Here is a 23,885-nt window from a genome sequence, read left to right on the forward strand (position 1 = left end):
CATCACACCTATTTTTAATTTGTCGATTCAACAGCGTAGCCTGTTGCCCATGTTTCAAGAATATCTTGGTATGGTTTAATAAATTGCGCTTCTGTAAACTTACCTTGCTTCACTGCCAATTGGCTACGCTCTTCTCTGTCATATACAATTTGAGTCAATGAATAATCTTGATAGTTCAAACTTGGTTGGTAATATTGCCCTGCAGCTGCATTTGCATTATAAATTTCAGGACGGTAGATTCTTTGGAAGGTTTCCATGGTACTAATCGTACTGATTAACTCAAGGTTACTGTAATCACTCAGCAAATCTCCGCGGAAATAAAATGCCAAAGGTGCAACACTATTTTTTGGCATAAAATAACGTACTTCTAAGCCCATTTTTGCAAAATATTCATCTGTTAACGAATATGCATCTTGTTTATATTCAACACCCAAAATAGGATGTTCATTGGTTGTACGTTGGTATGTTTTTGTGGTTGAAACACTCAAACAAATAACAGGTTGTTTATTAAAATTCTCTGTATACACATTTGAATTTACAAACGATTGAAATATTTTTCCGTGTAAAACACCATAGTTTTTTGGCACACTAAATTGTGTTTGGTTTTTATTATGCTCAGGTAGCAGTACGCTAAAATCATAGTCTCTCACGTAAGAAGAAAAGTTATTGCCTACAATTCCTTCTATACGTTGGTTTTTCTGGCGATCCACAATATGTGTTTTGAGTATTTCTATAGTAGGGAAAGTTTTTCCATTGCCTTCAACATCAATATCTACCGAAACAATTTCAAGTTCGAGCTCATAACGATCTCCATGTGGGTTGTCCCAATGTGCCAAGTCATTAAAGCGATTATTCATCATCTTAAGCGTATTACGTAAGTTTTCTTGACGACTTTCACCTCGTGCCAAATTCGCAAAATTTGTTGTTGTGCGAGTATTGCTTGAAGGCAAATAATTTTCATCGAAACGAATGCTTTTAACTGTAAATGTAAACGCTGTGTTCATGTGATTTGGCACCCTAATTCTTAAGATAAAACCTGAAATTCTTTTGCTCTTGCTACATAACCCATCAGATTTTCGATGGCTAAGAGCGTAGTATGATTTATACCTGAATCACTGCATGAATAAAAATGATTTTATTTCACAAAAACATGATCAAATTTCATGTTTTTGGTTTTTTGCTTAAAATTATGAGCAATATCATGGCATTTGAAATAAATTCTCTATATTTTTTAAATTTAAAACACCTAGTTATATTTTAAAAATTAAATAAAATCAAAATCTTATTTTTATCTTTTTATAACCATGTAAGCCTTATACAGCACCTAGCAATCAAATCATAGAAAATCTCTGTACACAGAGATTAAATCATAAAACATACGATATTTTTTCAAATTATTTTTAAACCAAAATTTCATATAAGTGCAATATCAAAACGAAGCTTCACTCAACATAAATTCAGCTGCTTCTTTCACATGTATCAAGGTTGTATCAAACAGTGGAAGATTACAGGCATTTTGCTCGGGAAGTAACATCACAATTTCTGTGCAACCTAAAATAATGCCTTGAGCACCTTGTTGTTTTAAGTCTTCAATTATGTTTAAAAATGCCTGCTTAGAGGACTCTTTGATTTTTCCTACACATAATTCGTTATAAATCGTGTGATGTATATATGCTCGGGCTTGTGCAGAAGGTATAAGTATCTCTAAACCATGCGCCATTAAACGATCTTTGTAAAAATCTTGTTCCATGGTAAATGCTGTACCGAGTAGTGCAACTTTATATATATTTTGCTTTAAAATATATTTTGCAGTAGCATCTGCAATATGCAATAAAGGCACCGAAATGGCCTGTTGTATCTCTGGTGCAACCAAATGCATGGTATTCGTACACAGTAAAATACCGTCCACTTTGGCATCTTGGAGTTTTCGTGCTTCGTGTTGTAATATTTGTGCTGCCTGTGCCCAATCGCCTTGTTGTTGTAAATATTCAATCTCGGCAAAGTTCACACTATTTAAAATAATTTTAGCACTGTGTAGCCCGCCAAGACGTTGCTGTATGATTTTGTTTAATTGCTGATAATACAGTGCTGTAGATTCCCAGCTCATTCCCCCAAGTAACCCAATTGTTTTCATCCTTATTTTCTCATTGTATACGTTGGAGTAATAATCCTGCACGTAAGCCAATAGCCACATTAGGATTTGGAATTGACATCCTCCCCGACCTGAGAAGCGATTAGCTTCGCAAGACGGAGATTCCTCCTACGAGACGCTCATGTCCGAGCGCAAGAATATTCAGTGCTGAGTTTATGTCTCGATCATGGAGCGTACCGCACTCCATGCACTGCCATTCTCTTATTCCAAGACATCTTCTACCTTTCGGACTACTGAGCCGTGAGCTACAGCATGAACACGTTTGGGTGGTATACATTTCATTGACTTCCTCAAACCATACCCCTGCGTTCTCGCATTTGTACTTGAGCATGGCTCGAAAGGTTGTCCAACTTGCATCGAGTACAGACTTAGCTAATTTTGTCTGTGCCAATGCTTTGGCATTTACATTGCCAACAATGATCATTGCATGACTATTCACAAGTTTATATGTGAATTGATGCAACATATTTTGTCTAATATTCTTAATCTTAGCGTGGATTGCCTTAACACGTTTTTTATTTTTGGCTCTTTGAGCAATGCCTAGCTTCTGCTCATACTGACGATATATTTTAGGGGCTTTGAGTTTTACACCATCTGAGCATGTTGCAAGGTCTTTGAGCCCTAGATCAATGCCAATGGCTGTGGTTGATACTGTTTTCTCAATCTTTGGTGTATCTACGACCAAACACACATACCAACGCCCACGACTATCTTCAACGAATGAGCCTGTCTTAACTTTGTATTTTGAAAGTCCGTAGCTATCCCATAGTTTAAGTTGATGTTTACCGTATTGAACATAGCCATCAGTGTATTTCACAGCAACTTTTTTGAATGGAATCCAACCGAGTGAACGTCTTGCAGATGTCTTATTGCTTACACGCCAATTCAGCTTGGCTTTCTTAAACTGTTTGCGTCTTATGATGAGTTCTTCTGTCACTGCTTGAACAGTTTGGCTATGCAAGCCACACTCTTTTGATGTGCCTTTGGTGTACTTCGCAACATCATAGGCTGAGAAGAATTTCCCTGTTTTTTTGAGATGTTTAAAACACAAATCATTCACATAATTCCAAACAAAGTTCACCTCAGATGCCAGTTGGTCTAGCACCTTGCAATGTTTGTCTTTTATGCGTAATTTAAGTGTTTTCATTATTGAAATATATTTGGTCTATGAGCAATAGTCAAGAGATTAGAACAGGTCGACACTGTGTTTTTAACATGCACGTTCATTTAGTCTTTGTCGCTAAATACCGTAGAGATGTATTTTCAAAAGAAATGCTTTTAACCATGCAAGAGGTCTTTGAGCGTGTCTGTATAGACTTTGAAGCTGAATTGGTCGAATTTGACGGTGAACACGATCATGTTCATTTACTTGTAAACTATCCGCCTAAAGTTGCTATTTCTAGCCTAGTAAATAGTTTAAAAGGTGCATCTAGCCGTATTTTACGAACCAAACATCCTGAAATTAAAAACAAACTATGGGGTAATGCCCTATGGTCGCCTAGCTATTTCGCTGCATCATGTGGTGGTGCACCTATTGGAATTATTAAACAATACATTCAACATGAGTGTCACTGACACGTAAAAAACACCGCATTAGCAATCCTAGCTAATCCCCACAAGGGGGACTAGCGGATTGCAGCCTTATATTCCCGCCCCGAAGGGCGAGGTTTTACGGCTAAAGCAAGTAAAGAGTGCTGGTCGATTCTTCCCAAGTAGTAAAACGTGTTCTAGTTGTGGTGAAATTAATCACAATCTCACTTTAAAAGATCGGGCGTGGAGGTGTATTTGTTCAGCTAGGCATGATCGAGATTTAAATGCAGCGATTAATATTCTTAATCATGCGAATAAGGTTTTAACAGCAGCTTAACGCTACTGTTAAATGGCGGTGAGTTACACCGTGACAGTCTGTGGAGTTTAGGTAAATCCAAGTGCCGAATGGGATTTGGTTCAGAACAAAGAAGCAGAAATTAGACAGCAAATTTACGTGAGTAGATTTGTATAGGTTTTATATAACGGTTTATTTGGAATACAACAAACGACTCCTTCATCCCAACAGGACCAATGAAAATGTGTATATTCACCTTGTTTGACGAAATTATTATGTGGTTGCAAAACATGCCGTAATAGGTTCATGGCTCCCCCAAATAAAACACTTAAATACGCTGAAAATCGTAGACAGAGCCTAATTTTAAAATTTGTGTGAGTTCATCCAGTGCTGTTCTATTTGCCTGCAACAATTGCGGATCAGCTAAATCTAATGGCGATAATCGATCACGATAATGCGTTTCAACCCAATCTGTTAAGATTTCAAATACAGCTTCATTCATAAAGACATGTTGATTAATCGCTTCAAGCTCATCTTCATTCACTGCAACTCGTAAGCGTAAGCATGCAGGACCACCACCATTTTGCATACTTTCTTTTAAATCAAAAACTTGAATTTGATCAATGATTTGACCTGAATCTATTATTTCATTTAAATAATTCCATACCCCTGTGTGTTGGCGAGACTCCTCAGGAACAACCAACGTCATCTTTCCATCAGCACGTGTGAGAATTTGACTATTAAACATATATGTAGATACCGCATCATGTACCGACACACGTGAGTTTGGCACAATAATAGGGTGAAATCCTGCCCCTAACACTGCCATTTTTGCTTCAATTTCTGCAAATGCATGTGCTGCCTGTACAAAAGCCTGTTCATGACAAAATAAAACCTGTTGGTTGCTCACAGCAATGACATCGTTATGAAACACCCCTTGATCAATCACATCTGGATTTTGCTGTATAAACACCGTATTTAAATCATTTAATCCATGTAAACGTGCAATCGCTTGGCTGGCTTCTAATGACTGACGTGCAGGATATTTTTTCGGTCCAAGAGGTTGCCCTATAAATTGCTGACCATATACAAACACATTGAGACTCGGTTGATCGTATGCCCCTCCTAAACGATTATGATTTGCTGCACCTTCATCGCCAAACAATGCCACGGATGGTAAAGCATTATGATGACTAAAGTATTGCTCGTCATGAAACATGGCTTTTAAAATACGTGCTGTGGTGGGATGCTCAATTGCTCGATGGAATTTATTGTTTAAATTGGCAGGGGTAAAATGTACTTTACCATCTGCACTATCTGCCGATGGTGTTACCGTACATGAATTGGCTGTCCACATACTCGATGCTGAACTTAAAGATGACAATAAATTTGGTGAGGCTTTCATGGCCTGAGCAATCACATCTTCATCTTTGCCATAAAAACCCAATTGGCGCAATGTAGCCACATGGGGACGTTCATGTGGTGCAAAAACTGCTTGTTTCATGCCTAAATCTGCCAAAATTTTCATTTTCTCTAGGCCTTGTAAGGCAGCAAGTTTAGGATTAGACATATTTTTTTTATTTTTAGTAGATGCTTCATTACCAAAAGACAATCCAGCGTAATGATGCGTTGGGCCCACTAAACCATCAAAGTTAATTTCATAACCAGACATAACCACACTCCCTTTTACGTATTTTTATAATTGAATTCCAGGGTTTAATACATCTGGCAAATGTACATGATCTTCTTCCAAAGAAGCCATTGGCCATGCACAATAGTCGGCTGCATATAAAGCACTTGCGCGATGATTCCCCGATGCGCCCACACCTCCAAAAGGTGCAGAACTCGATGCCCCTGTCAGAGGTTTATTCCAGTTTACAATGCCTGCTCGTGCTTCTATTAATAATCGCTCAAAATCTGCTTTGTTCGGTGTCACTAAACCCACAGCCAACCCAAATCGGGTTTGATTAGCCAACTTAATGGCTTCATCAAAGTCGTGATAACGATAAATTTTAGTCAATGGGCCAAAATATTCTTCATCAGGAATATTTTTGACCGCTGTTACCTATAAAATACCAGCAGTCAACAAGGCATTATTGGGGTCAGGTCGTGTCATTTTTAAAAGTGGTTGTGCACCCAAATCAATCAACTGTTGCTGAACGTGCATGAGTTGGTCTGCGGCATGTGATGAAATCACGCCACCCATAAATGGTGCTGGCTCACTGTTCCAAGCAGCAACGTTTAGCTGCTTGGCCACTTCAACAAAACGAGCGATAAAAGCATCACCGACCGCCCCCTCTTTCACTAAAATACGGCGTGAACAAGTACAACGTTGGCCTGCAGAAATAAATGCAGATTGAATTGCCAAATGCACTACAGCATCTAAATGTTCTACTTCATCAATAATAAGTGCGTTGTTGCCACCCATTTCTAAGGCTAAAATTTTATCAGGACGGCCAGAAAATTGTTGATGCAAGTGGTAGCCTGTATGAGCACTGCCTGTAAATAATAAGCCATCTATGTGCTTTGAGTTGGCCAAGGCCTCACCTGTAGTACGCCCTCCTTGAACCAAATTAAGCACACCACTTGGCAAACCCGAGCGTTGCCATAACTCAACAACCTCTTGAGCCGTTCGTGGAGTAAGTTCACTCGGTTTAAAAACAAGCGTATTGCCTGCAATCAGGGCAGGGACAATATGGCCATTTGGTAGATGACCTGGAAAATTATATGGACCAAAGATCGCCAACACACCATGAGGTCGATGCCTTAAAGATGCTTGACCACCTGCCATCTTTTGATGATGCTCACCTGTGCGCTCATAATAAGCACGAATAGAAATTGCTACTTTTGCAACCATCGACTGCACTTCAGTCAAAGATTCCCACAAAGGTTTACCTGTTTCTTGGCTAATCGTTTCAGCAAGTTGCCGTTTATGCTGAATCAGTTGTTCAGCAAAGCTTTCAATTATTTTTACACGAGTGGTAACCAATAAACGAGCCCATGCTGGAAAAGCATCGCGTGCCGCAAGACATGCAGATTCAATATCCTCAGCATTGGCCTCATGACCCATCCATATTAAATCATGATTTACAGGGTCTCTTTTTTCAAAGGCTTGGCCGTGTGCACACACCCATTGTCCATTAATTAATATTTTTCCATCACGCATGGTTTAACGCTCCTCAGTATTGAGTGGTAAAATACGTACTTGGCTGTTCGAATCAACGTTAAGTTGTGTGGCTTGTACTTGAGTTAAATAAATATATTGTGCATCTACATAAGCATCGAGCAAAAGTGCAGCATAATTTTCATAGTGATCATTCGCTACCATTACACGTACTTTGTCTAATGATGTTGCTATTTCATCTACTTTAACATGACGTTGCTGACTGTCTCTGACTGCACGTAAATCTTCGATATTGGCTTCGATCGTTGGCCCTGCATCAAAAATATCTATATATCCTTGATACTTTAAACCCTCTGTTTCTAATAAACGATAGGCTGGGCGTGTCTGCTCGTGTACCTGACCAATCACGTCTTGTGCGTCTTTAGGCAGTAAGTCCACATATACAGGAAAACGTGGCATCAATTCAGCGATAAATACTTTTTGCCCAACACCACTTAAATAATCCGCTTTAGAAAAAGGCATACTAAAAAAGTGATGCCCAAGGGCTGACCAAAATGGTGAGTGACCTTGTTCATCGCTATATCCTCTCATTTCTGCAATCAGCTTGTGTTCAAATTTTTGTTGAAATGCAGCAATAAATAAAAAGCGAATTTTAGACAGAAATTTACCATTTTGATTTTTTCTAAACTCAGGGTCTAAAAAAAGCGTGCATAACTCACTCGAGCCTGTATGGTCATGACTTAAAAATAGTGTATCTAGTGATTTGTAAACATTGAGTGCTTTAGAGGCATGAACTTGTTTACCCACATGAAAATTATAAAAAGGCTCAACAAGACCAACCGCAACCTCTATTCCACTAACACCTACAACTTTTTGCTGTGTGGTGTCTTCTAAAACAAATAAATAGCCTTGCTCACTTTTTGCCAAATGCCCTTGGCGTGTTTGTTCGGTACGAGCAAGTTTAGCAATTAATGCCTCTTTATTTTCAGGCAATGAAGTCAGGCCAATGCCTGACTTTTGCGCTAAAAGATAAATATCATTTAAATCACGTTGCTCGGCGTGTCGCACTTTCATCATGCTAAACCCACCTTTTAATGATTAAACAGTCATAAAACTCGCTAAAGCCTTCTCAAAGCATGCCAGACCTGTATTGACTTCTTCTTCTGTAATCACCAATGCAGGTGCAAAGCGAATCACATTTGGCCCTGCCATTAAAACCAATAGACCAAACTCAGCAGCAAGAGTCATTAAATCTTTTGCTCGACCGGCATATTCATCTTTTAACACACAACCAATGAGTAACCCTTGTCCACGTACTTGTTCAAATACTGTGTATTTTTCATTGAGTGCTTGTATACCTGTAAAAAATTGTTCAGAACGTTGTTTTACAGCATCGAAGACTTCAGGACGATTTATAAATTCAAAAACCGCATTGGCAACAGCACAGCCTAACGGATTTCCACCGTAGGTGGTACCGTGATCACCTATGGCATACTGACTGGCATACTGATCTGTCGTGATCATTGCACCTATTGGAAAGCCACCACCTAATGCCTTGGCTGTGGTTAAAATATCTGGGGTAACACCTGTATTCATGTAAGCGTATAGTGCACCTGTTCGCCCCATACCCGTTTGTACTTCATCAAAAATAAGAACTGCGCCCACGTCATTACAACGCTTGCGTAATCCCTGTAGAAATTCAATCTGAGCAGGAACCACTCCCCCCTCTCCTTGAATAGGTTCTACAATCACAGCACATGTTTTTTCATTAATCACACGAAGGGCTGCATCTAAGTCGTTATAATCAACATGCTCAATATGTGCAGGTAAAGGTGCAAAATCTTGTGCATATTTGGGTTGGCCACCGGCTGTAACCGTAAATAGAGTACGGCCATGAAATGCATTTTTAAATGCGACAATGTGGTTTTTATCTGCTTGACCGCTATTTAAGCCAATTTTACGTGCAAGCTTTAATGCAGCTTCGTTGGCTTCTGCACCCGAGTTACAAAAAAATATTTTATCTGCAAATGTGTGTTCAACTAAATTTTTAGCCAAACGTAATACAGGCTCATTGGTATAGACATTGCTCACATGCCATAATTTTTGTGCTTGTTCGGTGAGCGCTTTTACAGCAACAGGGTGTGCATGTCCTAACGCATTGACTGCAATTCCACCTGCAAAATCAATATATTCTTTATCATTTTGATCCCAAATGCGAGAACCTTGACCACGAGTCAGTACAAATGATGCTGGTGAAAATACTGGAACCATATAGTCATCAAAATGATGTCTTTGAATCTGATCTTGCATGCGAACCTCAATTCAACACTAATGTGTGTATTTCATAAAAATAATATTAATTATTCTGATATTAGCATTTAGGCCATGATTTCATAGCCTAAATGTGTATTTAAATGGATTTATTTTATCCCGGAAAAATACCGCGTTCTTTACGTGCTTTTAAGATACGTTCACATGCCAAAATATAAGCCGCTGTACGTAATGTACATTTTTTCTCGACCGATGTTGACCATACATCTTCTATCGCTTGAATCATGAGTTTATCTAAACGCTCATTAATTTCATCTTCGCTCCAGAAATAACTGGCCATATCTTGCACCCATTCGAAATAACTCACGGTTACACCGCCAGCATTACAAATCACATCGGGAACAATCGTTACACCACGAGCAATCAATGCATCATCAGCCTCTGGGTATGTTGGGCCATTCGCTCCCTCTAATACCATTTTGGCACTCAAACGCTCTGCTCTTTCAACCGTAATTTGACCTTCTAATGCCGCAGGGATAAAGATATCCATATCGATATCCCACATTGCTTCATTCTCAATGGCTTTTGCACCACCAAAACCTGCAACACCTTGATGTTCTTCTACATGTTTTTGCAATGCTTTGACATCTAAGCCATTTGCTTCAAAAATTGTACCTGTGTGATCTTGCACTGCAACAATTTGAGCACCTGCTTGGTTAAATAAGAAAGCAGCTTCACTACCTACGTTACCAAAACCTTGTACTACAATTTTACTACCTGCAATAGATAAGCCAATTTTTTTGGCAGCCTCTATGCCTGTTACAAATACACCACGCCCTGTTGCACGAACACGGCCGAGTGAACCACCTAAATGCACAGGTTTACCTGTAACTACACCTGTAACTGTATGCCCTTGTGTGGTTGAATATGTATCCATCATCCAACCCATAATATTTGGATTAGTTCCTACATCTGGTGCAGGAATATCTTTTTGTGGGCCAATAATTGGACTAATTTCGGTTGTAAAACGACGAGTAAGTCGCTCAAGCTCACGGGTTGACAATTTTCTTGGGTCAACACGTACACCACCTTTTGCCCCACCAAAAGGTAAGTTGAGTACAGCCGTTTTAATGGTCATCCATGCAGACAGCGCCATGACTTCATTTAAGTCAACACTTGGATGGTAGCGAATGCCACCCTTACCCGGCCCACGAGATAAGTTGTGTTGTACACGGTATCCTTCAAAATGCTGAATTGAACCGTCATCCATAACAATCGGCACATCAACAATCAGTGCACGTTTTGGTCGTTTGAGCGTATCTAAATAAGGTGTTAAATCACCAAGGTAGGGTGCAACACGATCAATCTGTGCCAGATATGTTTGCCACGCATTGGTGTTTTCATTTGCATAAGAAAGGTTTGACATATATTCCTTGACCTTTTCATTGTTTTTAGACAGTCAAAAACATACATCACAGATATTGGGCCTGTATTGTGATGTATACATTCACTGCCCGCTATATTTTTCCAACCAGCTGGTTGTATTTATTCAACATGAGTTGTAACTGACTCTTTTTTATACATCACGCTACCCGAAGAATCGGTTACTTGAATACGTGGTAATTATCATATACCTGCACTTAAAAAAAGCAACCTTCACGCTTGATATTCATCACAATAAAAACCTATCATTCTAAAAATAATGATTTGATTTTTTATCGTTATCGTAAAAAAAGGTGATATTTCTATCACCTTTTTTGCTTAGTGCTGGCCATGTCCATGCTTGCCATGGTTCATACCCTCATGCCCCATCGGCATACTTGCCATAGGGTCTGAGGCACCATCTCCTGACCACGTTTTGGCATAATTATTCACTTTGGTTGTATCTTGTTGCACTGACAAAAATAAAAAACCTAGAAAAAATATTGCAAAGACAAAAGCAATACCCACACCGATCCAGCCACTATGGCTACTCTTTTTTTCATCGCTCATCAAATACTCTCTACTGGTTACCACATTAAAAAGGTACACGTTTATATTGACGATATTCAGGCGTCCAAAAATTATCTTGAATGTTTTTTGTCAAAATTTCATCAGACACCGCAGGAGCAACCCCAGCTGCAATCGCTGCTTTTGCAACATCAAAAGCAATTTTTCGAGATACATCTTTAATCAATTGAACATCAGGGAGTAAATCACCATGCGTATCATGCAGTAGCGGTGAACAATCTGCTAGTGCATTGCTTGATGCCATTAACATGCTATCTGTGACTCGAGTTGCGCCAGAAGCAATCGCACCTAAACCAATACCGGGGAAAATATATGAATTATTGCACTGTGCAATATTATAAAGTTTTCCTTGATAATTCACAGGCGCAAATGGACTACCCGTGGCAATTAATGCACGACCTTCTGTCCACTGAATTAAGTCTGCAGGTACAGCTTCTGCACGTGATGTTGGATTAGACAACGAAAAAATAATCGGACGAGCACAATGCATTCCCATTGTACGGACAATCTCTTCGGTAAATAAACCCGGTTGACCAGACACACCTATCAGCACAGTAGGTTTTGCATGTTTGACAACATCGAGTAAAGAAATAATATCTGTAGTATTCCACGTTTCAACCACATCTGCCTTTTGGGCCAATTTCTTTTGAAAATCGAGTACATTTGGCTGATTGTCTGTGATTAAACCAAAACGATCCACCATAAACACACGAGCACGTGCCTGCTCATCACTTAAGCCTTCTGCCACCATTTGCGCTACAATTTGTTCTGCAATCCCACAGCCTGCCGACCCTGCCCCTAAAAAGGTAATTGTTTGATCTTTCAGTGATTTTCCTGCTGCACGACTGGCAGCAATTAAACTGCCCACAGACACCGCAGCTGTACCTTGAATATCATCATTAAAACAACAAATTTGATCACGATATTTATTCAGTAATGGTAGTGCATTTTTCTGTGCAAAATCTTCAAATTGAATCAGGGCTTTCGGCCAACGACGGCGCACACTACGAATCACTTCATCTACAAAATCATAATACTCATCGCCTGAAATACGTGGCTGACGCCATCCCATATAAATCGGATCATTGAGCAACTGTTGATTATTTGTGCCCACATCAATCGTAATTGGCAATGTATATGCAGGGCTAATTCCACCACATGCCGTATACAAAGACAGCTTACCAATAGGTATACCCATACCTCCAATACCCTGATCACCCAAACCTAAAATACGTTCACCATCAGTAATGACAATCACTTTAACGTTTTTACGATTCACGTTTTGTAAAATGTCATCGACATGATGACGATCTGGATATGAAATAAATACACCACGATGACGGCGATAAATATCAGAAAAACGCTGACATGCTTCCCCCACAGTTGGAGTATAAATAATGGGCAACATTTCTGCTAAATGGTCTTGAAGCACTCTAAAAAAGAGAGTTTCATTGGTATCTTGAATATTCCTTAAATAAATGTGTTTATTAATATCGCTATTAAACGCACTGTATTGTTGATATGCGCGCTGACTTTGCTCTTCAATGGTCTCTACCACATGCGGAATTAAACCATGTAGATTAAAACGTGTACGTTCATCTTCACCAAATGCAGAACCTTTATTTAACAAAGGTAATTCTAATAGCGAATTTCCCGCATAAGGAATATAAAGCGGACGTTTTTGCGATAAATCTACACTCATAACTTTCTCTCAGAGGCTTGGCTAAAACACATTGTAGTTGAGTATTTTACCTACAAACGTGTCACACCACATGTTTTTAGACAAAAATAGGTTGTCTCATTGTACACCACCAAACACAAAAAATGCCCTTAAATCATGCAAAATCATTTAAGGGTAATCGATGAAAGTAATTTAAATTTGGTGGTTTAATCGACTTTCTTTTTGGAAAACCGAGCAAATTTACGATTGAAATTAGCAACACGTCCTTCATTACTTGCTTGACGTACTTCACCTGTATAAAACGGGTGTGATGCACTCGAAATATCTAGAGTGACATACGGATATTCCACCCCCTCATAGATTTTTTTTTGACCAGATTGTATGGTTGAGCCAATCACAAAATAAACATCTGCATTGGTGTCATGAAACAATACTTTTTGATACTTCGGATGAATATTTTCTCTCATAATGGATTCCTCAAAACAACAACTATGTTACAGTATAACATAACATTAATAAAATACGTCTATTTTGTCAATCCCCATCACAGCACATCGCTTATGTATATATAAAATGCACCAAAGTGCTATAAATCGTTTTCCCTAAGGCGTGCTAAATTTGATATATTTAGCATCTTTATGCGACAGTTTTTCTAGATAATATGAATACGGCCATACAAGCAGCTTTAGACCATGCAGTGCAAACATTGATTGCACAAGATATTCTGCCTTCTGAGTGGAAAAATATTAGCCAGCTCACTCGCACCAAAGATCGAAGTCATGGCGACTTTGCATCAAATATTGCGATGGTGGCATCAAAAGCTGCGGGTATGCGTCCACGTGACTTAGCAGAAAAAATCTTAGTGAACTTGCCGCAAATGTCAGAAATTAGTAAGGCAGAAATTGCAGGGCCGGGCTTCATTAATTTCTTTTTAAATGCAGATGAACGCTATGTTGTACTTGATCTAATTCAAACCGAAAAAGAAAAATTTGGTCAAAGCCAAGACCGTAAAAATGAACGTGTACAAATTGAGTTTGTTTCTGCAAACCCAACTTCAAGCCTACACGTAGGTCATGGTCGGGGTGCTGCATATGGTATGACCATCGCTAATATTTTAGAAGCAACAGGTGCAAGTGTTGAACGTGAATATTATGTCAATGATGCAGGTCGTCAAATGGACATTTTGGCCACATCTACTTATTTACGTTACCTCGAACTATGCGGGCAATCTCTCGTCTTTCCTAAAAATGCATACCAAGGCGACTACGTTAAAGACATTGCACAAAGTATTATTAACCAAGATGGTGAAGAATATATTTTTAGCGTGGCAGAAGTTTATCATCACGTTCCTGAAGATGTACAATATGCCGAAGCTCTCGATGCACAAGGCAATAAAGTTATTTTGTCTGGAGATAAAGAAAAACATATCGATGGTTTAATTGCAAATGCACAACAATTGCTTGGCCCCAATTACCGTATTTTTCACCAAGCTGCCTTACATGCAATTTTAGAAGACATTAAAGATGACCTTGGTGAATTTGGCGTAACATTTAACCAATGGTTTAGCGAAGCTACATTGGCAGATAAAATTGATGAAGCACTAGAAACACTCGAACAACGTGGCTTTTTATACGAACAAGACGGAAACCTTTGGTTTAAGTCAACCGCTTTTGGCGATGAAAAAGACCGTGTTGTCAAACGTCGTAATGGTCAACATACCTACTTTGCATCAGATATTGCCTATCATTTAAATAAATTACAACGTGGCTTTACGCACTTGGTGAATATTTGGGGTTCAGATCACCACGGCTATATTACACGTGTCAAAGCTGCCATCGATGCTTTAGGATATGACTCATCAAAATTGACCATTTTATTGGTACAGTTTGTGAGTCTTTGGCGTGGCGGTCATATGCTACAAATGTCTTCTCGTTCTGGTCAATTCGTCACGCTTCGCGATTTACGCAAAGAAGTTGGCAATGACGCAGCTCGTTTTTATTATGTGATGCGCAAAAGCGAACAACACATCGACTTTGATTTAGATCTTGCTGTATCTCAAAGTAAAGATAATGCGGTTTACTATATTCAATATGCACATGCACGTATTTGCCGTATGTTAGAAAAATCACAAAGTATGGCCATTGATTTTAATGTCGCAGATGCTCGTGACGTGGTATCTCGTTTAGATTTAGAAGCAGAAGAAGCCATTTTAGCCAAACTTGCTGCTTATCCTGATGTCATACGTCGTGCTGCGCATAGCTATGAACCACATCAGGTTGGCAACTACTTAAAAGAGCTCGCTGCACTGTTTCATGCATGGTATAACGAACATAAAGTACTCAATGATGATTTAGCATTAACTCAAGCTCGACTATTACTTTCTGTTAATGTACAACAGGTCCTTCGTAATGGTTTAACTTTGCTTGGGGTTTCTGCACCTCAAAGTATGTAATAAAAAGGAAAATCTCGTGTTTAGCAAAACGCAACGCTGTATTTCTGACAAACCAAAGTATCCAAAACATACGCTGTTGCCTGCATGGATCGGCACAGCTGTTGTGTTTTTTATTCTCATTTGTATTGTCGTTGCGTTTGCTTTTTGGAAACCTTGGGCACCTGTTAGCACACAAGTCATTGATGTCAGACAAACTGCCCAAGAAACCAACCACGATTATCGTTTTTACGAACAACTTCCCAAGCAACAAGTCACCCCTATCCCAGAGCAAGCTGTACCTAAGTCACAAGTCAGTACAGGTAGCATTATTGTTTCAGCATCTCAGACTGCATCGAACCCTGCAACTGTTTCAGACACGGCAACCACTGCATACTTTTTACAAATTAAGAGTTTTAGTGATCCTGATAGTGCAGACGCTCGACGTTCAGAAATTTTAATGAATAAACTTCCTGCCAATGTCATTACCCTCAATGAACATGGACACACGTGGTACCGTGTGATTTCTGGGCCATATTTAACACAACAAACAGCGCTCAATGCCCAACAGGTTCTACAAAATAGCGGCATAGATTCAATCGTGGTGAAAAACTGATTTAACGTGGTTTAAGTGTATGCCATAGTCGTTCAAAAGGTATAAAGAAAACAGCATTGCCGATTAAAATACAAATAATGCCAATGATGGCATGACTTTGCCATATATAGCCTTCAAAATACGTGGCCAATAACAATGCAATCAATGGAAAAATCAACGTGCTATATGCAGCATTGCCTGCACCAATTCGTCCAATCAAAAAGAAATATGCACAAAATCCAATAACAGAGCCAAATACAGCCAAATACACAATAGCCCATATTGAGATTGTTTTTAATGTAGGAAACAAATCATGATGTTGAAAAAGACTAATCATCAACATAACCAACATGCCATACGTCATTGCATATGCTGTGGTAGTCAGTACGGGGTGACCTTGTTTTTGATGATATAAACTCAGCATATTTCCTAAAGAAAACCCATACGTCCCAAGCAAACATAATCCAATCGCTTTTAAAGTGTCTAATTTAAAATGCGTCCCTTGTAGGTCATGCCAAAACAAGGCAATCATACCTAAAAAACCAAAACTAACCGCAGGATAAAATCTTAATTTAATGGGTTGCTTGAAAAACAACCGACTATTGATGGTGTTAAATAATACCGCCATCGAAAAAATAACAGCTTCTAATCCGCTATTTATATAATCAACTGCTTGATAGAAGCAAAAAAAATTAAAACCAAAAATTAAACAGCCCTGTAACATACACAACAGATGATCTTTGAAAGGTAAAAATGCTAATTTTTTTGTATAAATTAACCCAATCATTAAAATACTTGCTGCAATAAAAAAACGCCAAAATACCGCAACTTCTGGGGCAATCTCACTTTTTTGTTGTAACGTAATCGCACTCCATGTGGTGCCCCAAAGCACAATCACCAACACATATAAAAAGACATTTAGTTTCATACACTGACTCATCCCCAAGATTTTTTTTCATTGTATGTATGCTTGTCAAAATAAGCTTATATATTCTTGCGAAGCGATCACATGTTCTTGCTTTTTTATAGATGAACATCATATGCTTTGTATAAAAGAACATTATACTTGCCATACATGAGTACCATGATGCACTATCAGCTTTTAAATCAATTACAACAATTTAAAGCACAGCTCATTGATACTGTAAAAATTGGCTCAGGAATGCAATTGGCGCATTGGTCAAATTATCAAGATCAGGTTCAAGTTTGTAGCAATCATCATACACTGAGCCTTTACATTAAAGGCGGATATGACACTTACCGCAAAACAGGTACAGGTTGGCAAAATGGTGGTGCACCAGATCACTTTTGCTTAATGCCACAACATACAGAATCGACTTGGGATATACGAGGTGATTTATCTTTTGTACATCTTTATTACACCCAACAACATTTAGAGCACATCATTTCACAGATTTGGGATAAAGAACCTCGCCATGTAACACTCATTGAGCAAAGCTTTGTATTTGATGCAAAAATTAGCCACTTGTATAGACACTACATCACTCATAACGACTGGAAGCAATCAGATAACCACCTTGAAATCAGTACAGCCGCTACTTTGTTATTAACACAACTCATTAAAAATTACAGCAATATCTCTTGGGATATTCCTCATGTTAAAGGGGGTTTAAATAAATTTCAACGCCAGCATATTATCGAATGGATTGATCATCACTTAGCTTCCCCTCTAACATTACATGATTTATCAGCAGTAATTGGACTTAGTGAATATCATTTTGCACACCTGTTTACCCGATCGTTTGGTGTGCCACCACACCAATACGTAATACAACAACGTTTAAAAAAAGTACATATGGATCTTTTAACTTGGCATGCATCTATTACTGATATTGCACTTAAATATGGTTTTAGCTCAAGTAGCCACTTGAGTTATCAATTTAAAAAACACTTTGGCTACACTCCATCAAGCTTACGCTCACAAAAATCCAATGATTAAATATTTTTAAATATTTCATATGCATCCCCCACTTAAATTAAGTTTTAAATTTAAAGTGAAATGCAAAAATCATTCCTTATCACCAACATATTTATTGTTCAATGAGTGAATCTTTTCAATCTATTGAGACTATTTTATTGGATACTTCTATTTTGACCATATCTTATAAAAATGATTAACCCCTTAGACCTGCTTGCTCTTTTAATTTTGCATTTTTATAGGCTGTACGATGAGTTATACGTTTTAAATAATGACTAATATGAGGTGTTGCAAAAAGATTTAATTTTTCAATCGCTTCTAAGGCAAACGTCATTTGAATGTCTGCAAAAGAAAAATCTTGGGCAAAATAATCATGATTTGATAAATGATTTTCAATATATTCAACATGTTGTTTTAATCGAGTAAATATAAATTTTTCTTGAATACCCAAAATAAATGCTTTAGTTACAGGACGGATAATAAAAGGTACACGTTGAGATGATATTGTAAGTACTAATTTAAAAACCAAAAGTGGCATGACAGAAGATTCTGCATAATGTAACCAAAAAATATATTGCTGTACGTATTTTAGAACTTTAGGTTTAAAATTAAATTGATCATCGTAAGTACACTGTAAATATTCAAGTATTGCCGCAGATTCTACGAGCATCAACTCATTATCTTGTAAAATAGGTGCGGTGCCTAAAGGATGTATTTTTTTGAGTGAAGCAGGTGCAGTGTAGCTAGGTGTTCTGTGATAGCATAAAAGATGGTAATTTAGCGCCAACTCTTCTAAAGCCCAAATAATACGAAAGGATCTAGATTTTTCTAAATGATGCAACGTCAACATATTTCAATTACCACTTTATAATCATATACGATACGTTACACTCATTTAGTATGGACGACTAGTCAAATCTATTGCTCAGAAAATTAATGCTCTTTTTCTAAATACGTTGGTTTCTTTGGTAATGCCAAACTACATAAAAAGCAAATAATCAGCATAAAAACAACATAAAAGAAGAAACTATTTTCGACACCTGCAGATTTAAACTGTAATGCAATAGAAGGTGCAGAACCACCAAATAAAGCATTACCCACAGCATAAGAGAAGCCTACACCGAGTGCGCGCACATGCATTGGAAACATTTCGGCTTTAATTAAACCACTAATAGATGTATAAAAACTGAGTAATAACATCATGAACATTAATAAAAGTGCCAATAACACAGGAGAATGCACACTCATCGGCATTGCAATTGCCATCACAGGGTAAATTGATATTGCCAAAGCAGCACTAAAAATTAACATCACTTTTCGAGTCCCTATTTTATCTGCAACAATACCAAATACAGGTTGTGCAATCATAAAAACAAACAATGCAGCCGTCATAATATAGCCTGCATGTTGTGCCGACACTCCAATACTATTGGTCAAATATGTTTTTGAATACACAGTAATCGTATAAAACGCCAGTGAACCTGCAGATGTGTAGCCGACAACCAGTAAAAAAGACTTCCAATGACCTTTAAGCAACGCCAATAAGCTTCCTGATTCTTTTTGACTTTTTTCATCTTTCACTTCAACAGATAGTGTTTCTTCTAAATGACTACGAGCAAACAAAGACAGTAATGCAGCACACCCCCCAATGAAAAATGGTAATCTCCACCAGCCTGCTTCTAATTGTTGTGTTGTTAAAAAAGCAAGCATAATAATACTTAATAGGCTTGCCAATAATTGGCCACCTGCTAAAGTGACATATTGAAAAGAAGAAAAAAAGCCTCGTTGACCCTTCAACCCCATTTCACTCATATATGTTGCAACAGCACCATACTCACCACCAACAGACAAACCTTGTAATAATCGAATAAGTAACAATAAAAAAGGTGCCCATAGTCCAACCTGCTCATACGTTGGTAACAAGGCAAATAAAAATGAACTCACTGCCATAAAACAAATCGACACCACCATCGATTTTTTACGGCCATGACGATCAGCAATTCGACCAAACAGCCAACTCCCAATCGGACGCATGAAAAAACTCGCCGCAAATACGCCCCATACGTAAATCGATTTTGTTGTTGGATCCATGTCAGGTGCAGTGAGAGCATGTGTAAAATACACTGCAAAGACCGCATAAATGTAAAAATCAAACCATTCGACTAAATTACCCGAGGCTGCCCCAACAATCCCTCGAATACGACTACGCTTTTCTTGTTCTGTATAATTTACCGTCATATTCTTTCCTTATCCATTCACTCAAAACCAATATTTAATTTATAAACTTTTAAAAAATAATCATTTTATTCACTAAATACTCACCAATGATCACATGTGATGATTTATTTTTTATCTTTCACAAAAGATGCTATGTTCAATTTTATCTATTTCTTCTAAAAATAAGTATTATCCATTTGGCTATTCACTAGTTACTCTCAAGAATAAATACTTCTTTGCTAGCCATTGGTTTTTTTAAATATTTTTAATTCAACAATACCAATTTAAAAATTAAACAACCTAAAACCAATTTTATTTTTTATTTTAAAATCAATATCTTAATAAAACCAAATCCTACTTAAAATTTTATTTTAAAATCATTTACTTATGATATTTTAATCAAATACTAAAATTACATCGCATATACTTTGAGTCACTCTGAGCTGTTTTTTAAAGGAAATCGATCTATTCGTTATACTCAACTGTAAAGAAAAGCACTTATTTTATTTAAGCACAGTAGCTTACTTGAATTTTTAAGAAAAATTCAGGTTAATTAATTTTGGCTCTATAGATTATTTATATAGCACTTATTTTAGTGACTTAAGTATATTTTTTAGATCAATTTTTCTGAATTATTATATAAAACAGCAGTATATTTTTAAATTTTAAAGTAAAATTTGGCTAAAATCACAGTTTCATTTATTTCAATCACCATCATGGTCGAATATTTTTAAAATTCAAATAACGTAAATATACATATTATCAGCATAAAACGTGCTATTCATATCTATTAACGATTTATTATATTTTCTGTGTTTAATGCTTATTGTGAAACAAAATTAAATATTACCTCTATATATTATTGTTTCAACATCAAAATATAAAGCAAAACGACAACGACAGTACCTAGAGAAAAATACTCCCCGTTATTATCGTTTATGAGGACATCAATATGACATCTATTTTAATTGCAGGTGCAACAGGTTTAGTCGGTCACCATGCACTATCAAAAGCACTTGCTGATCCACGAATTGAACGTGTAATTGCACCCACAAGACGACCATTAGAAAAACATATTAAACTGGTTAATCCTGTATTAGATATGTCTGCTTTACCATCAGATGCTGATTGGTGGCAAGTTGATGCCGTTATATGCTCAATAGGAACAACGCGTAAAAATGCAGGTTCATCAGAAGCGTTTCGAGCCATTGATTACGATTTACAATATGCCATCGCTAAACATACACGTGCACATGGAGCTCGTAGTTTTGCGTTAACATCATCTATAGGCGCTAATGCTCAGTCACCATTTTTTTATTTACGGACCAAAGGCGAGCTTGAAAAAGCAGTATCTGATCTCAATTGGCATTCACTCACTATTTTACGCCCAGGTGCGATACTTGGAGACCGAGAAAACCCACGTTTAAGTGAACAATTTACGTCTAGTGCTTTAAACTTATTATCGCCAATTATACCTAAAAAATATCGTGGAAATCATGCAGAAGATATTGCATCTACTTTATTCGAATCAGCAATGACTGCTACCGCAGGTTTACAAATATTGACATCTGAGCAAATTAATCAAGCTTAATCAGCAATTTTTTGAACAGCCTAACGGTGTTTCAGATCAAAGTGGTGCCAAAATAAAAATGATATTGTACGATCACCGGTACATTACATATTTATTAATGTTTAAATATCAGATTGATTTATCAAATATAAATTATTTTATATGACTGACTCTTAAACATTTTATGATTCGTTATAAACAGCACTTAAAGATTTTTTTGTTTCGTATTACCATATAGAATAAATTTGCAAAACGAGTATAACCATGAGCATTACTAGACTACATAAAACCTCAAGATTTTGTGAAGTTGCAATATCAGCCGATACCATTCATTTGGCAGGTCAACTTGCAGATGACACCTCACAAGATATTACCTCGCAAACACAACAAACTTTAGCAAATATTGATCGCTTTTTAGCAGATGCAGGCGCTCATAAAAGTGATATTCTTTCAGTTACTATTTATCTAAAAAATATAGATACTGACTATCAGGCCATGAATACTGTTTGGGACGCTTGGATAGACCCTGAACATCCTCCTGCTCGTACTTGCGTAGAGGCTAAACTATATGCACCGGAGGTTTTGGTTGAAATGACAGCAATTGCAGTAAAACCAAGATAATAAAAAGGGTAGCAGCATATCTTGCTACCCTTTTTATAAACTAAACTATAAAAATTACTCTTCAAATAAACCTTCAAACAATATAGAAGACAAGTAACGCTCACCACTATCAGGTAAAATCACAACAATCGTTTTATTTTTGTTTTCAGGACGTTGAGCAATTTCGGCAGCCGCCGCTAATGCAGCACCACAAGAAATACCGACTAAAATCCCCTCTTGGGTAGCGCATTTTTTCGCCCAATCAATTGAAGTTTGACTAGAAACTGTAAATACTTCATCGACAATGTCTAAATCTAAATTTTTAGGAATAAAGTTTGCTCCAATTCCTTGAATTTTATGAGGTGCAGGCGTAATTTGCTCTCCTTTTTTTGTTTGAGTAATAATCGGTGATTCAGCAGGTTCTACAGCCACAGAATATAATGGCTTTCCTTTCACTTGTTCAAAATAACGAGAAATTCCTGTAATTGTTCCACCCGTTCCTACACCAGAGACTAAGATATCCACGTCGCCTTGAGTTGCTTCCCAAATTTCAGGACCTGTAGTGGTTTCATGAATTTTAGGATTTGCTGGATTTTCAAATTGTTGTGGTAAAAAATATTTTTCAGGATTTTCTGTGGCTAAACGTACAGCCTCATCAACAGCACCTTTCATTCCCTTGCTCGGCTCAGTGAGGATTAAATGTGCACCTAAAGCTTTTAATACTTTTCTGCGCTCTAAGCTCATACTCGCTGGCATAGTTAAAGTAATGTCATAGCCTTTTGCAGCAGCAACAAATGCTAATGCAATCCCTGTATTGCCACTTGTGGGCTCTACAATGTGCATTCCTTTTTTTAAAATTCCTTTTGCTTCAGCATCTTTAATTAATGCAGCACCAACACGACATTTTACTGAAAAAGCAGGATTACGGCTTTCAATTTTAGCAAAAACAGTCGCTCCACCCGAGATAATACGATTAATTTTAACTAATGGAGTATTACCAATTGCTTCAGCATTATTTTCATAGACTGCGATGCCTTTATTTACTGTCATGTTAGATTCCTATCAAATTTTTATTCTTTCTAGTTTTATCATGCTTATTATTTTCAGGCAAAGTTTAATTATGAATAAAGATATTGGATAATTTTTATAAAGACATAAAAGGGTTCATGTCAAAATAAAGCGTTTCAATTAACTAAATTTCCTATTCAGGATTTTAGATTACGCTGATGTTTTTTTATCGATGTGGATATGATCTTGAATTAGGATGATGTGTTGTGGGTAGATGTTGTGTTTTTTTCTTTGAGTGTGGGTTATAGATGTTGTATGTACAGTAGGTGTCATTTGGATTTATAAAAATGTAAGGCTAAAAAAAAGCCCCCTCGTTAGAGGGGGCTTTTAGAATAAGATGCTGGCGATGACTTACTCTCACATGGGTAACCCCACACTACCATCAGCGCGAAGAGGTTTCACTTC

Annotated in this window: 21 protein-coding genes and 1 pseudogene; 7 read left to right on the plus strand and 15 right to left on the minus strand. The window is 37.5% G+C overall.

Going from position 1 to position 23,885, the window contains the following annotated elements; all coding sequences use genetic code 11:
- Positions 1 to 14: 14 nt before the first annotated feature.
- The 3 genes from I2F17_RS07405 to I2F17_RS07415 form a co-directional block, all read right to left on the minus strand.
- The gene (locus tag I2F17_RS07405) at positions 15 to 1,004 is read right to left on the minus strand and encodes a DUF1852 domain-containing protein (RefSeq protein WP_196422592.1); all 990 of its coding nucleotides are present in this window, start codon (positions 1,002 to 1,004) and stop codon (positions 15 to 17) included.
- Between the two features lie 425 nt (positions 1,005 to 1,429).
- Positions 1,430 to 2,134 carry an aspartate/glutamate racemase family protein gene (locus I2F17_RS07410; protein ID WP_211139474.1) on the minus strand — a complete coding sequence of 235 codons (705 nt, stop codon included), beginning with the start codon at positions 2,132 to 2,134 and terminating at the stop codon, positions 1,430 to 1,432.
- Between the two features lie 100 nt (positions 2,135 to 2,234).
- Positions 2,235 to 3,299: an RNA-guided endonuclease InsQ/TnpB family protein gene (locus I2F17_RS07415; protein WP_211139475.1), complete on the minus strand. Its 1,065-nt coding sequence runs from the start codon at positions 3,297 to 3,299 to the stop codon at positions 2,235 to 2,237.
- A gap of 20 nt (positions 3,300 to 3,319) precedes the next feature.
- Here I2F17_RS07415 and tnpA point away from each other — a divergent pair, with 20 nt between their 5' ends.
- Complete coding sequence (tnpA, locus tag I2F17_RS07420) at positions 3,320 to 3,727, plus strand: IS200/IS605 family transposase (RefSeq protein ID WP_211139476.1); 408 nt, start codon at positions 3,320 to 3,322, stop codon at positions 3,725 to 3,727.
- A gap of 58 nt (positions 3,728 to 3,785) precedes the next feature.
- Positions 3,786 to 4,019, plus strand: a complete 234-nt coding sequence (locus I2F17_RS07425) for a zinc ribbon domain-containing protein (protein ID WP_211139477.1) — start codon at positions 3,786 to 3,788, stop codon at positions 4,017 to 4,019.
- Positions 4,020 to 4,305: 286 nt separating this feature from the next.
- Here I2F17_RS07425 and astB read toward each other — a convergent pair whose 3' ends face one another.
- The 8 genes and pseudogenes from astB to I2F17_RS07465 form a co-directional block, all read right to left on the minus strand.
- Positions 4,306 to 5,649 (minus strand): N-succinylarginine dihydrolase, encoded by a 1,344-nt coding sequence (astB, locus tag I2F17_RS07430; RefSeq protein WP_211139478.1) that lies wholly within the window; start codon positions 5,647 to 5,649, stop codon positions 4,306 to 4,308.
- 24 nt (positions 5,650 to 5,673) lie between these two features.
- A pseudogene (gene astD, locus I2F17_RS07435) lies at positions 5,674 to 7,143 on the minus strand (succinylglutamate-semialdehyde dehydrogenase).
- A gap of 3 nt (positions 7,144 to 7,146) precedes the next feature.
- Entirely contained in the window at positions 7,147 to 8,178 is a 1,032-nt protein-coding gene (gene astA / locus I2F17_RS07440; protein ID WP_211139479.1) for an arginine N-succinyltransferase, read from the minus strand.
- 21 nt (positions 8,179 to 8,199) lie between these two features.
- Positions 8,200 to 9,411, minus strand: a complete 1,212-nt coding sequence (locus I2F17_RS07445) for a bifunctional succinylornithine transaminase/acetylornithine transaminase (RefSeq protein WP_196422598.1) — start codon at positions 9,409 to 9,411, stop codon at positions 8,200 to 8,202.
- Between the two features lie 115 nt (positions 9,412 to 9,526).
- Entirely contained in the window at positions 9,527 to 10,798 is a 1,272-nt protein-coding gene (locus I2F17_RS07450) for a Glu/Leu/Phe/Val family dehydrogenase (RefSeq protein ID WP_211139480.1), read from the minus strand.
- A gap of 335 nt (positions 10,799 to 11,133) precedes the next feature.
- Positions 11,134 to 11,364 carry a hypothetical protein gene (locus tag I2F17_RS07455; protein WP_196422600.1) on the minus strand — a complete coding sequence of 77 codons (231 nt, stop codon included), beginning with the start codon at positions 11,362 to 11,364 and terminating at the stop codon, positions 11,134 to 11,136.
- A 25-nt stretch (positions 11,365 to 11,389) separates the two neighbouring features.
- The gene (locus tag I2F17_RS07460) at positions 11,390 to 13,084 is read right to left on the minus strand and encodes an NAD-dependent malic enzyme (RefSeq protein ID WP_196422601.1); all 1,695 of its coding nucleotides are present in this window, start codon (positions 13,082 to 13,084) and stop codon (positions 11,390 to 11,392) included.
- A gap of 185 nt (positions 13,085 to 13,269) precedes the next feature.
- Complete coding sequence (locus I2F17_RS07465; protein ID WP_211139481.1) at positions 13,270 to 13,530, minus strand: type B 50S ribosomal protein L31; 261 nt, start codon at positions 13,528 to 13,530, stop codon at positions 13,270 to 13,272.
- 194 nt (positions 13,531 to 13,724) lie between these two features.
- Between I2F17_RS07465 and argS the strand changes: the two genes are divergently transcribed.
- Positions 13,725 to 15,515: an arginine--tRNA ligase gene (argS, locus tag I2F17_RS07470; protein ID WP_211139482.1), complete on the plus strand. Its 1,791-nt coding sequence runs from the start codon at positions 13,725 to 13,727 to the stop codon at positions 15,513 to 15,515.
- Between the two features lie 16 nt (positions 15,516 to 15,531).
- Positions 15,532 to 16,107, plus strand: a complete 576-nt coding sequence (locus I2F17_RS07475; RefSeq protein ID WP_196422604.1) for an SPOR domain-containing protein — start codon at positions 15,532 to 15,534, stop codon at positions 16,105 to 16,107.
- A gap of 1 nt (position 16,108) precedes the next feature.
- Here the strand turns inward: I2F17_RS07475 and I2F17_RS07480 are convergent, their stop codons facing one another.
- Positions 16,109 to 17,014, minus strand: coding sequence for a DMT family transporter (locus I2F17_RS07480; RefSeq protein WP_211139483.1), 906 nt, complete (start codon positions 17,012 to 17,014; stop codon positions 16,109 to 16,111).
- A gap of 159 nt (positions 17,015 to 17,173) precedes the next feature.
- Between I2F17_RS07480 and I2F17_RS07485 the strand changes: the two genes are divergently transcribed.
- On the plus strand, positions 17,174 to 18,046 hold the full coding sequence (locus I2F17_RS07485) for a helix-turn-helix transcriptional regulator (protein WP_211139484.1): 873 nt from the start codon (positions 17,174 to 17,176) through the stop codon (positions 18,044 to 18,046).
- 175 nt (positions 18,047 to 18,221) lie between these two features.
- On the opposite strand, the gene I2F17_RS07490 is transcribed toward I2F17_RS07485, so the two are convergent.
- Both I2F17_RS07490 and I2F17_RS07495 read right to left on the minus strand, forming a co-directional pair.
- Entirely contained in the window at positions 18,222 to 18,875 is a 654-nt protein-coding gene (locus tag I2F17_RS07490; protein ID WP_211139485.1) for a glutathione S-transferase, read from the minus strand.
- Positions 18,876 to 18,958: 83 nt separating this feature from the next.
- Positions 18,959 to 20,263 carry an MFS transporter gene (locus I2F17_RS07495; protein ID WP_196422608.1) on the minus strand — a complete coding sequence of 435 codons (1,305 nt, stop codon included), beginning with the start codon at positions 20,261 to 20,263 and terminating at the stop codon, positions 18,959 to 18,961.
- Between the two features lie 931 nt (positions 20,264 to 21,194).
- Between I2F17_RS07495 and I2F17_RS07500 the strand changes: the two genes are divergently transcribed.
- A complete protein-coding gene (locus I2F17_RS07500; RefSeq protein WP_196422609.1) occupies positions 21,195 to 21,833 on the plus strand; it encodes an NAD(P)H-binding protein in 639 nt (212 codons plus the stop codon).
- A gap of 243 nt (positions 21,834 to 22,076) precedes the next feature.
- Positions 22,077 to 22,433, plus strand: a complete 357-nt coding sequence (locus tag I2F17_RS07505; RefSeq protein ID WP_196422610.1) for a RidA family protein — start codon at positions 22,077 to 22,079, stop codon at positions 22,431 to 22,433.
- 54 nt (positions 22,434 to 22,487) lie between these two features.
- Here I2F17_RS07505 and cysK read toward each other — a convergent pair whose 3' ends face one another.
- Positions 22,488 to 23,462: a cysteine synthase A gene (gene cysK / locus I2F17_RS07510; RefSeq protein ID WP_211139486.1), complete on the minus strand. Its 975-nt coding sequence runs from the start codon at positions 23,460 to 23,462 to the stop codon at positions 22,488 to 22,490.
- Between the last annotated feature and the right edge of the window lie 423 nt (positions 23,463 to 23,885).

Source organism: Acinetobacter baretiae, assembly GCF_015627105.1.
Lineage (GTDB): Bacteria > Pseudomonadota > Gammaproteobacteria > Pseudomonadales > Moraxellaceae > Acinetobacter > Acinetobacter baretiae.

What these genes read in the sequence shown, in the direction of transcription:
- I2F17_RS07460 (WP_196422601.1), bottom strand. Translation starts at nt 13,084, where the DNA reads ATGAGTGTAGATTTATCGCAAAAACGTCCGCTTTATATTCCTTATGCG.
- I2F17_RS07505 (WP_196422610.1), top strand. Translation starts at nt 22,077, where the DNA reads ATGAGCATTACTAGACTACATAAAACCTCAAGATTTTGTGAAGTTGCA.
- I2F17_RS07415 (WP_211139475.1), bottom strand. Translation starts at nt 3,299, where the DNA reads ATGAAAACACTTAAATTACGCATAAAAGACAAACATTGCAAGGTGCTA.
- I2F17_RS07450 (WP_211139480.1), bottom strand. Translation starts at nt 10,798, where the DNA reads ATGTCAAACCTTTCTTATGCAAATGAAAACACCAATGCGTGGCAAACA.
- I2F17_RS07410 (WP_211139474.1), bottom strand. Translation starts at nt 2,134, where the DNA reads ATGAAAACAATTGGGTTACTTGGGGGAATGAGCTGGGAATCTACAGCA.
- cysK (WP_211139486.1), bottom strand. Translation starts at nt 23,462, where the DNA reads ATGACAGTAAATAAAGGCATCGCAGTCTATGAAAATAATGCTGAAGCA.
- astA (WP_211139479.1), bottom strand. Translation starts at nt 8,178, where the DNA reads ATGATGAAAGTGCGACACGCCGAGCAACGTGATTTAAATGATATTTAT.
- I2F17_RS07445 (WP_196422598.1), bottom strand. Translation starts at nt 9,411, where the DNA reads ATGCAAGATCAGATTCAAAGACATCATTTTGATGACTATATGGTTCCA.
- I2F17_RS07485 (WP_211139484.1), top strand. Translation starts at nt 17,174, where the DNA reads ATGCACTATCAGCTTTTAAATCAATTACAACAATTTAAAGCACAGCTC.
- argS (WP_211139482.1), top strand. Translation starts at nt 13,725, where the DNA reads ATGAATACGGCCATACAAGCAGCTTTAGACCATGCAGTGCAAACATTG.
- I2F17_RS07480 (WP_211139483.1), bottom strand. Translation starts at nt 17,014, where the DNA reads ATGAAACTAAATGTCTTTTTATATGTGTTGGTGATTGTGCTTTGGGGC.
- astB (WP_211139478.1), bottom strand. Translation starts at nt 5,649, where the DNA reads ATGTCTGGTTATGAAATTAACTTTGATGGTTTAGTGGGCCCAACGCAT.
- I2F17_RS07495 (WP_196422608.1), bottom strand. Translation starts at nt 20,263, where the DNA reads ATGACGGTAAATTATACAGAACAAGAAAAGCGTAGTCGTATTCGAGGG.
- I2F17_RS07465 (WP_211139481.1), bottom strand. Translation starts at nt 13,530, where the DNA reads ATGAGAGAAAATATTCATCCGAAGTATCAAAAAGTATTGTTTCATGAC.
- I2F17_RS07405 (WP_196422592.1), bottom strand. Translation starts at nt 1,004, where the DNA reads ATGAACACAGCGTTTACATTTACAGTTAAAAGCATTCGTTTCGATGAA.
- I2F17_RS07490 (WP_211139485.1), bottom strand. Translation starts at nt 18,875, where the DNA reads ATGTTGACGTTGCATCATTTAGAAAAATCTAGATCCTTTCGTATTATT.
- I2F17_RS07500 (WP_196422609.1), top strand. Translation starts at nt 21,195, where the DNA reads ATGACATCTATTTTAATTGCAGGTGCAACAGGTTTAGTCGGTCACCAT.
- I2F17_RS07455 (WP_196422600.1), bottom strand. Translation starts at nt 11,364, where the DNA reads ATGAGCGATGAAAAAAAGAGTAGCCATAGTGGCTGGATCGGTGTGGGT.
- tnpA (WP_211139476.1), top strand. Translation starts at nt 3,320, where the DNA reads ATGAGCAATAGTCAAGAGATTAGAACAGGTCGACACTGTGTTTTTAAC.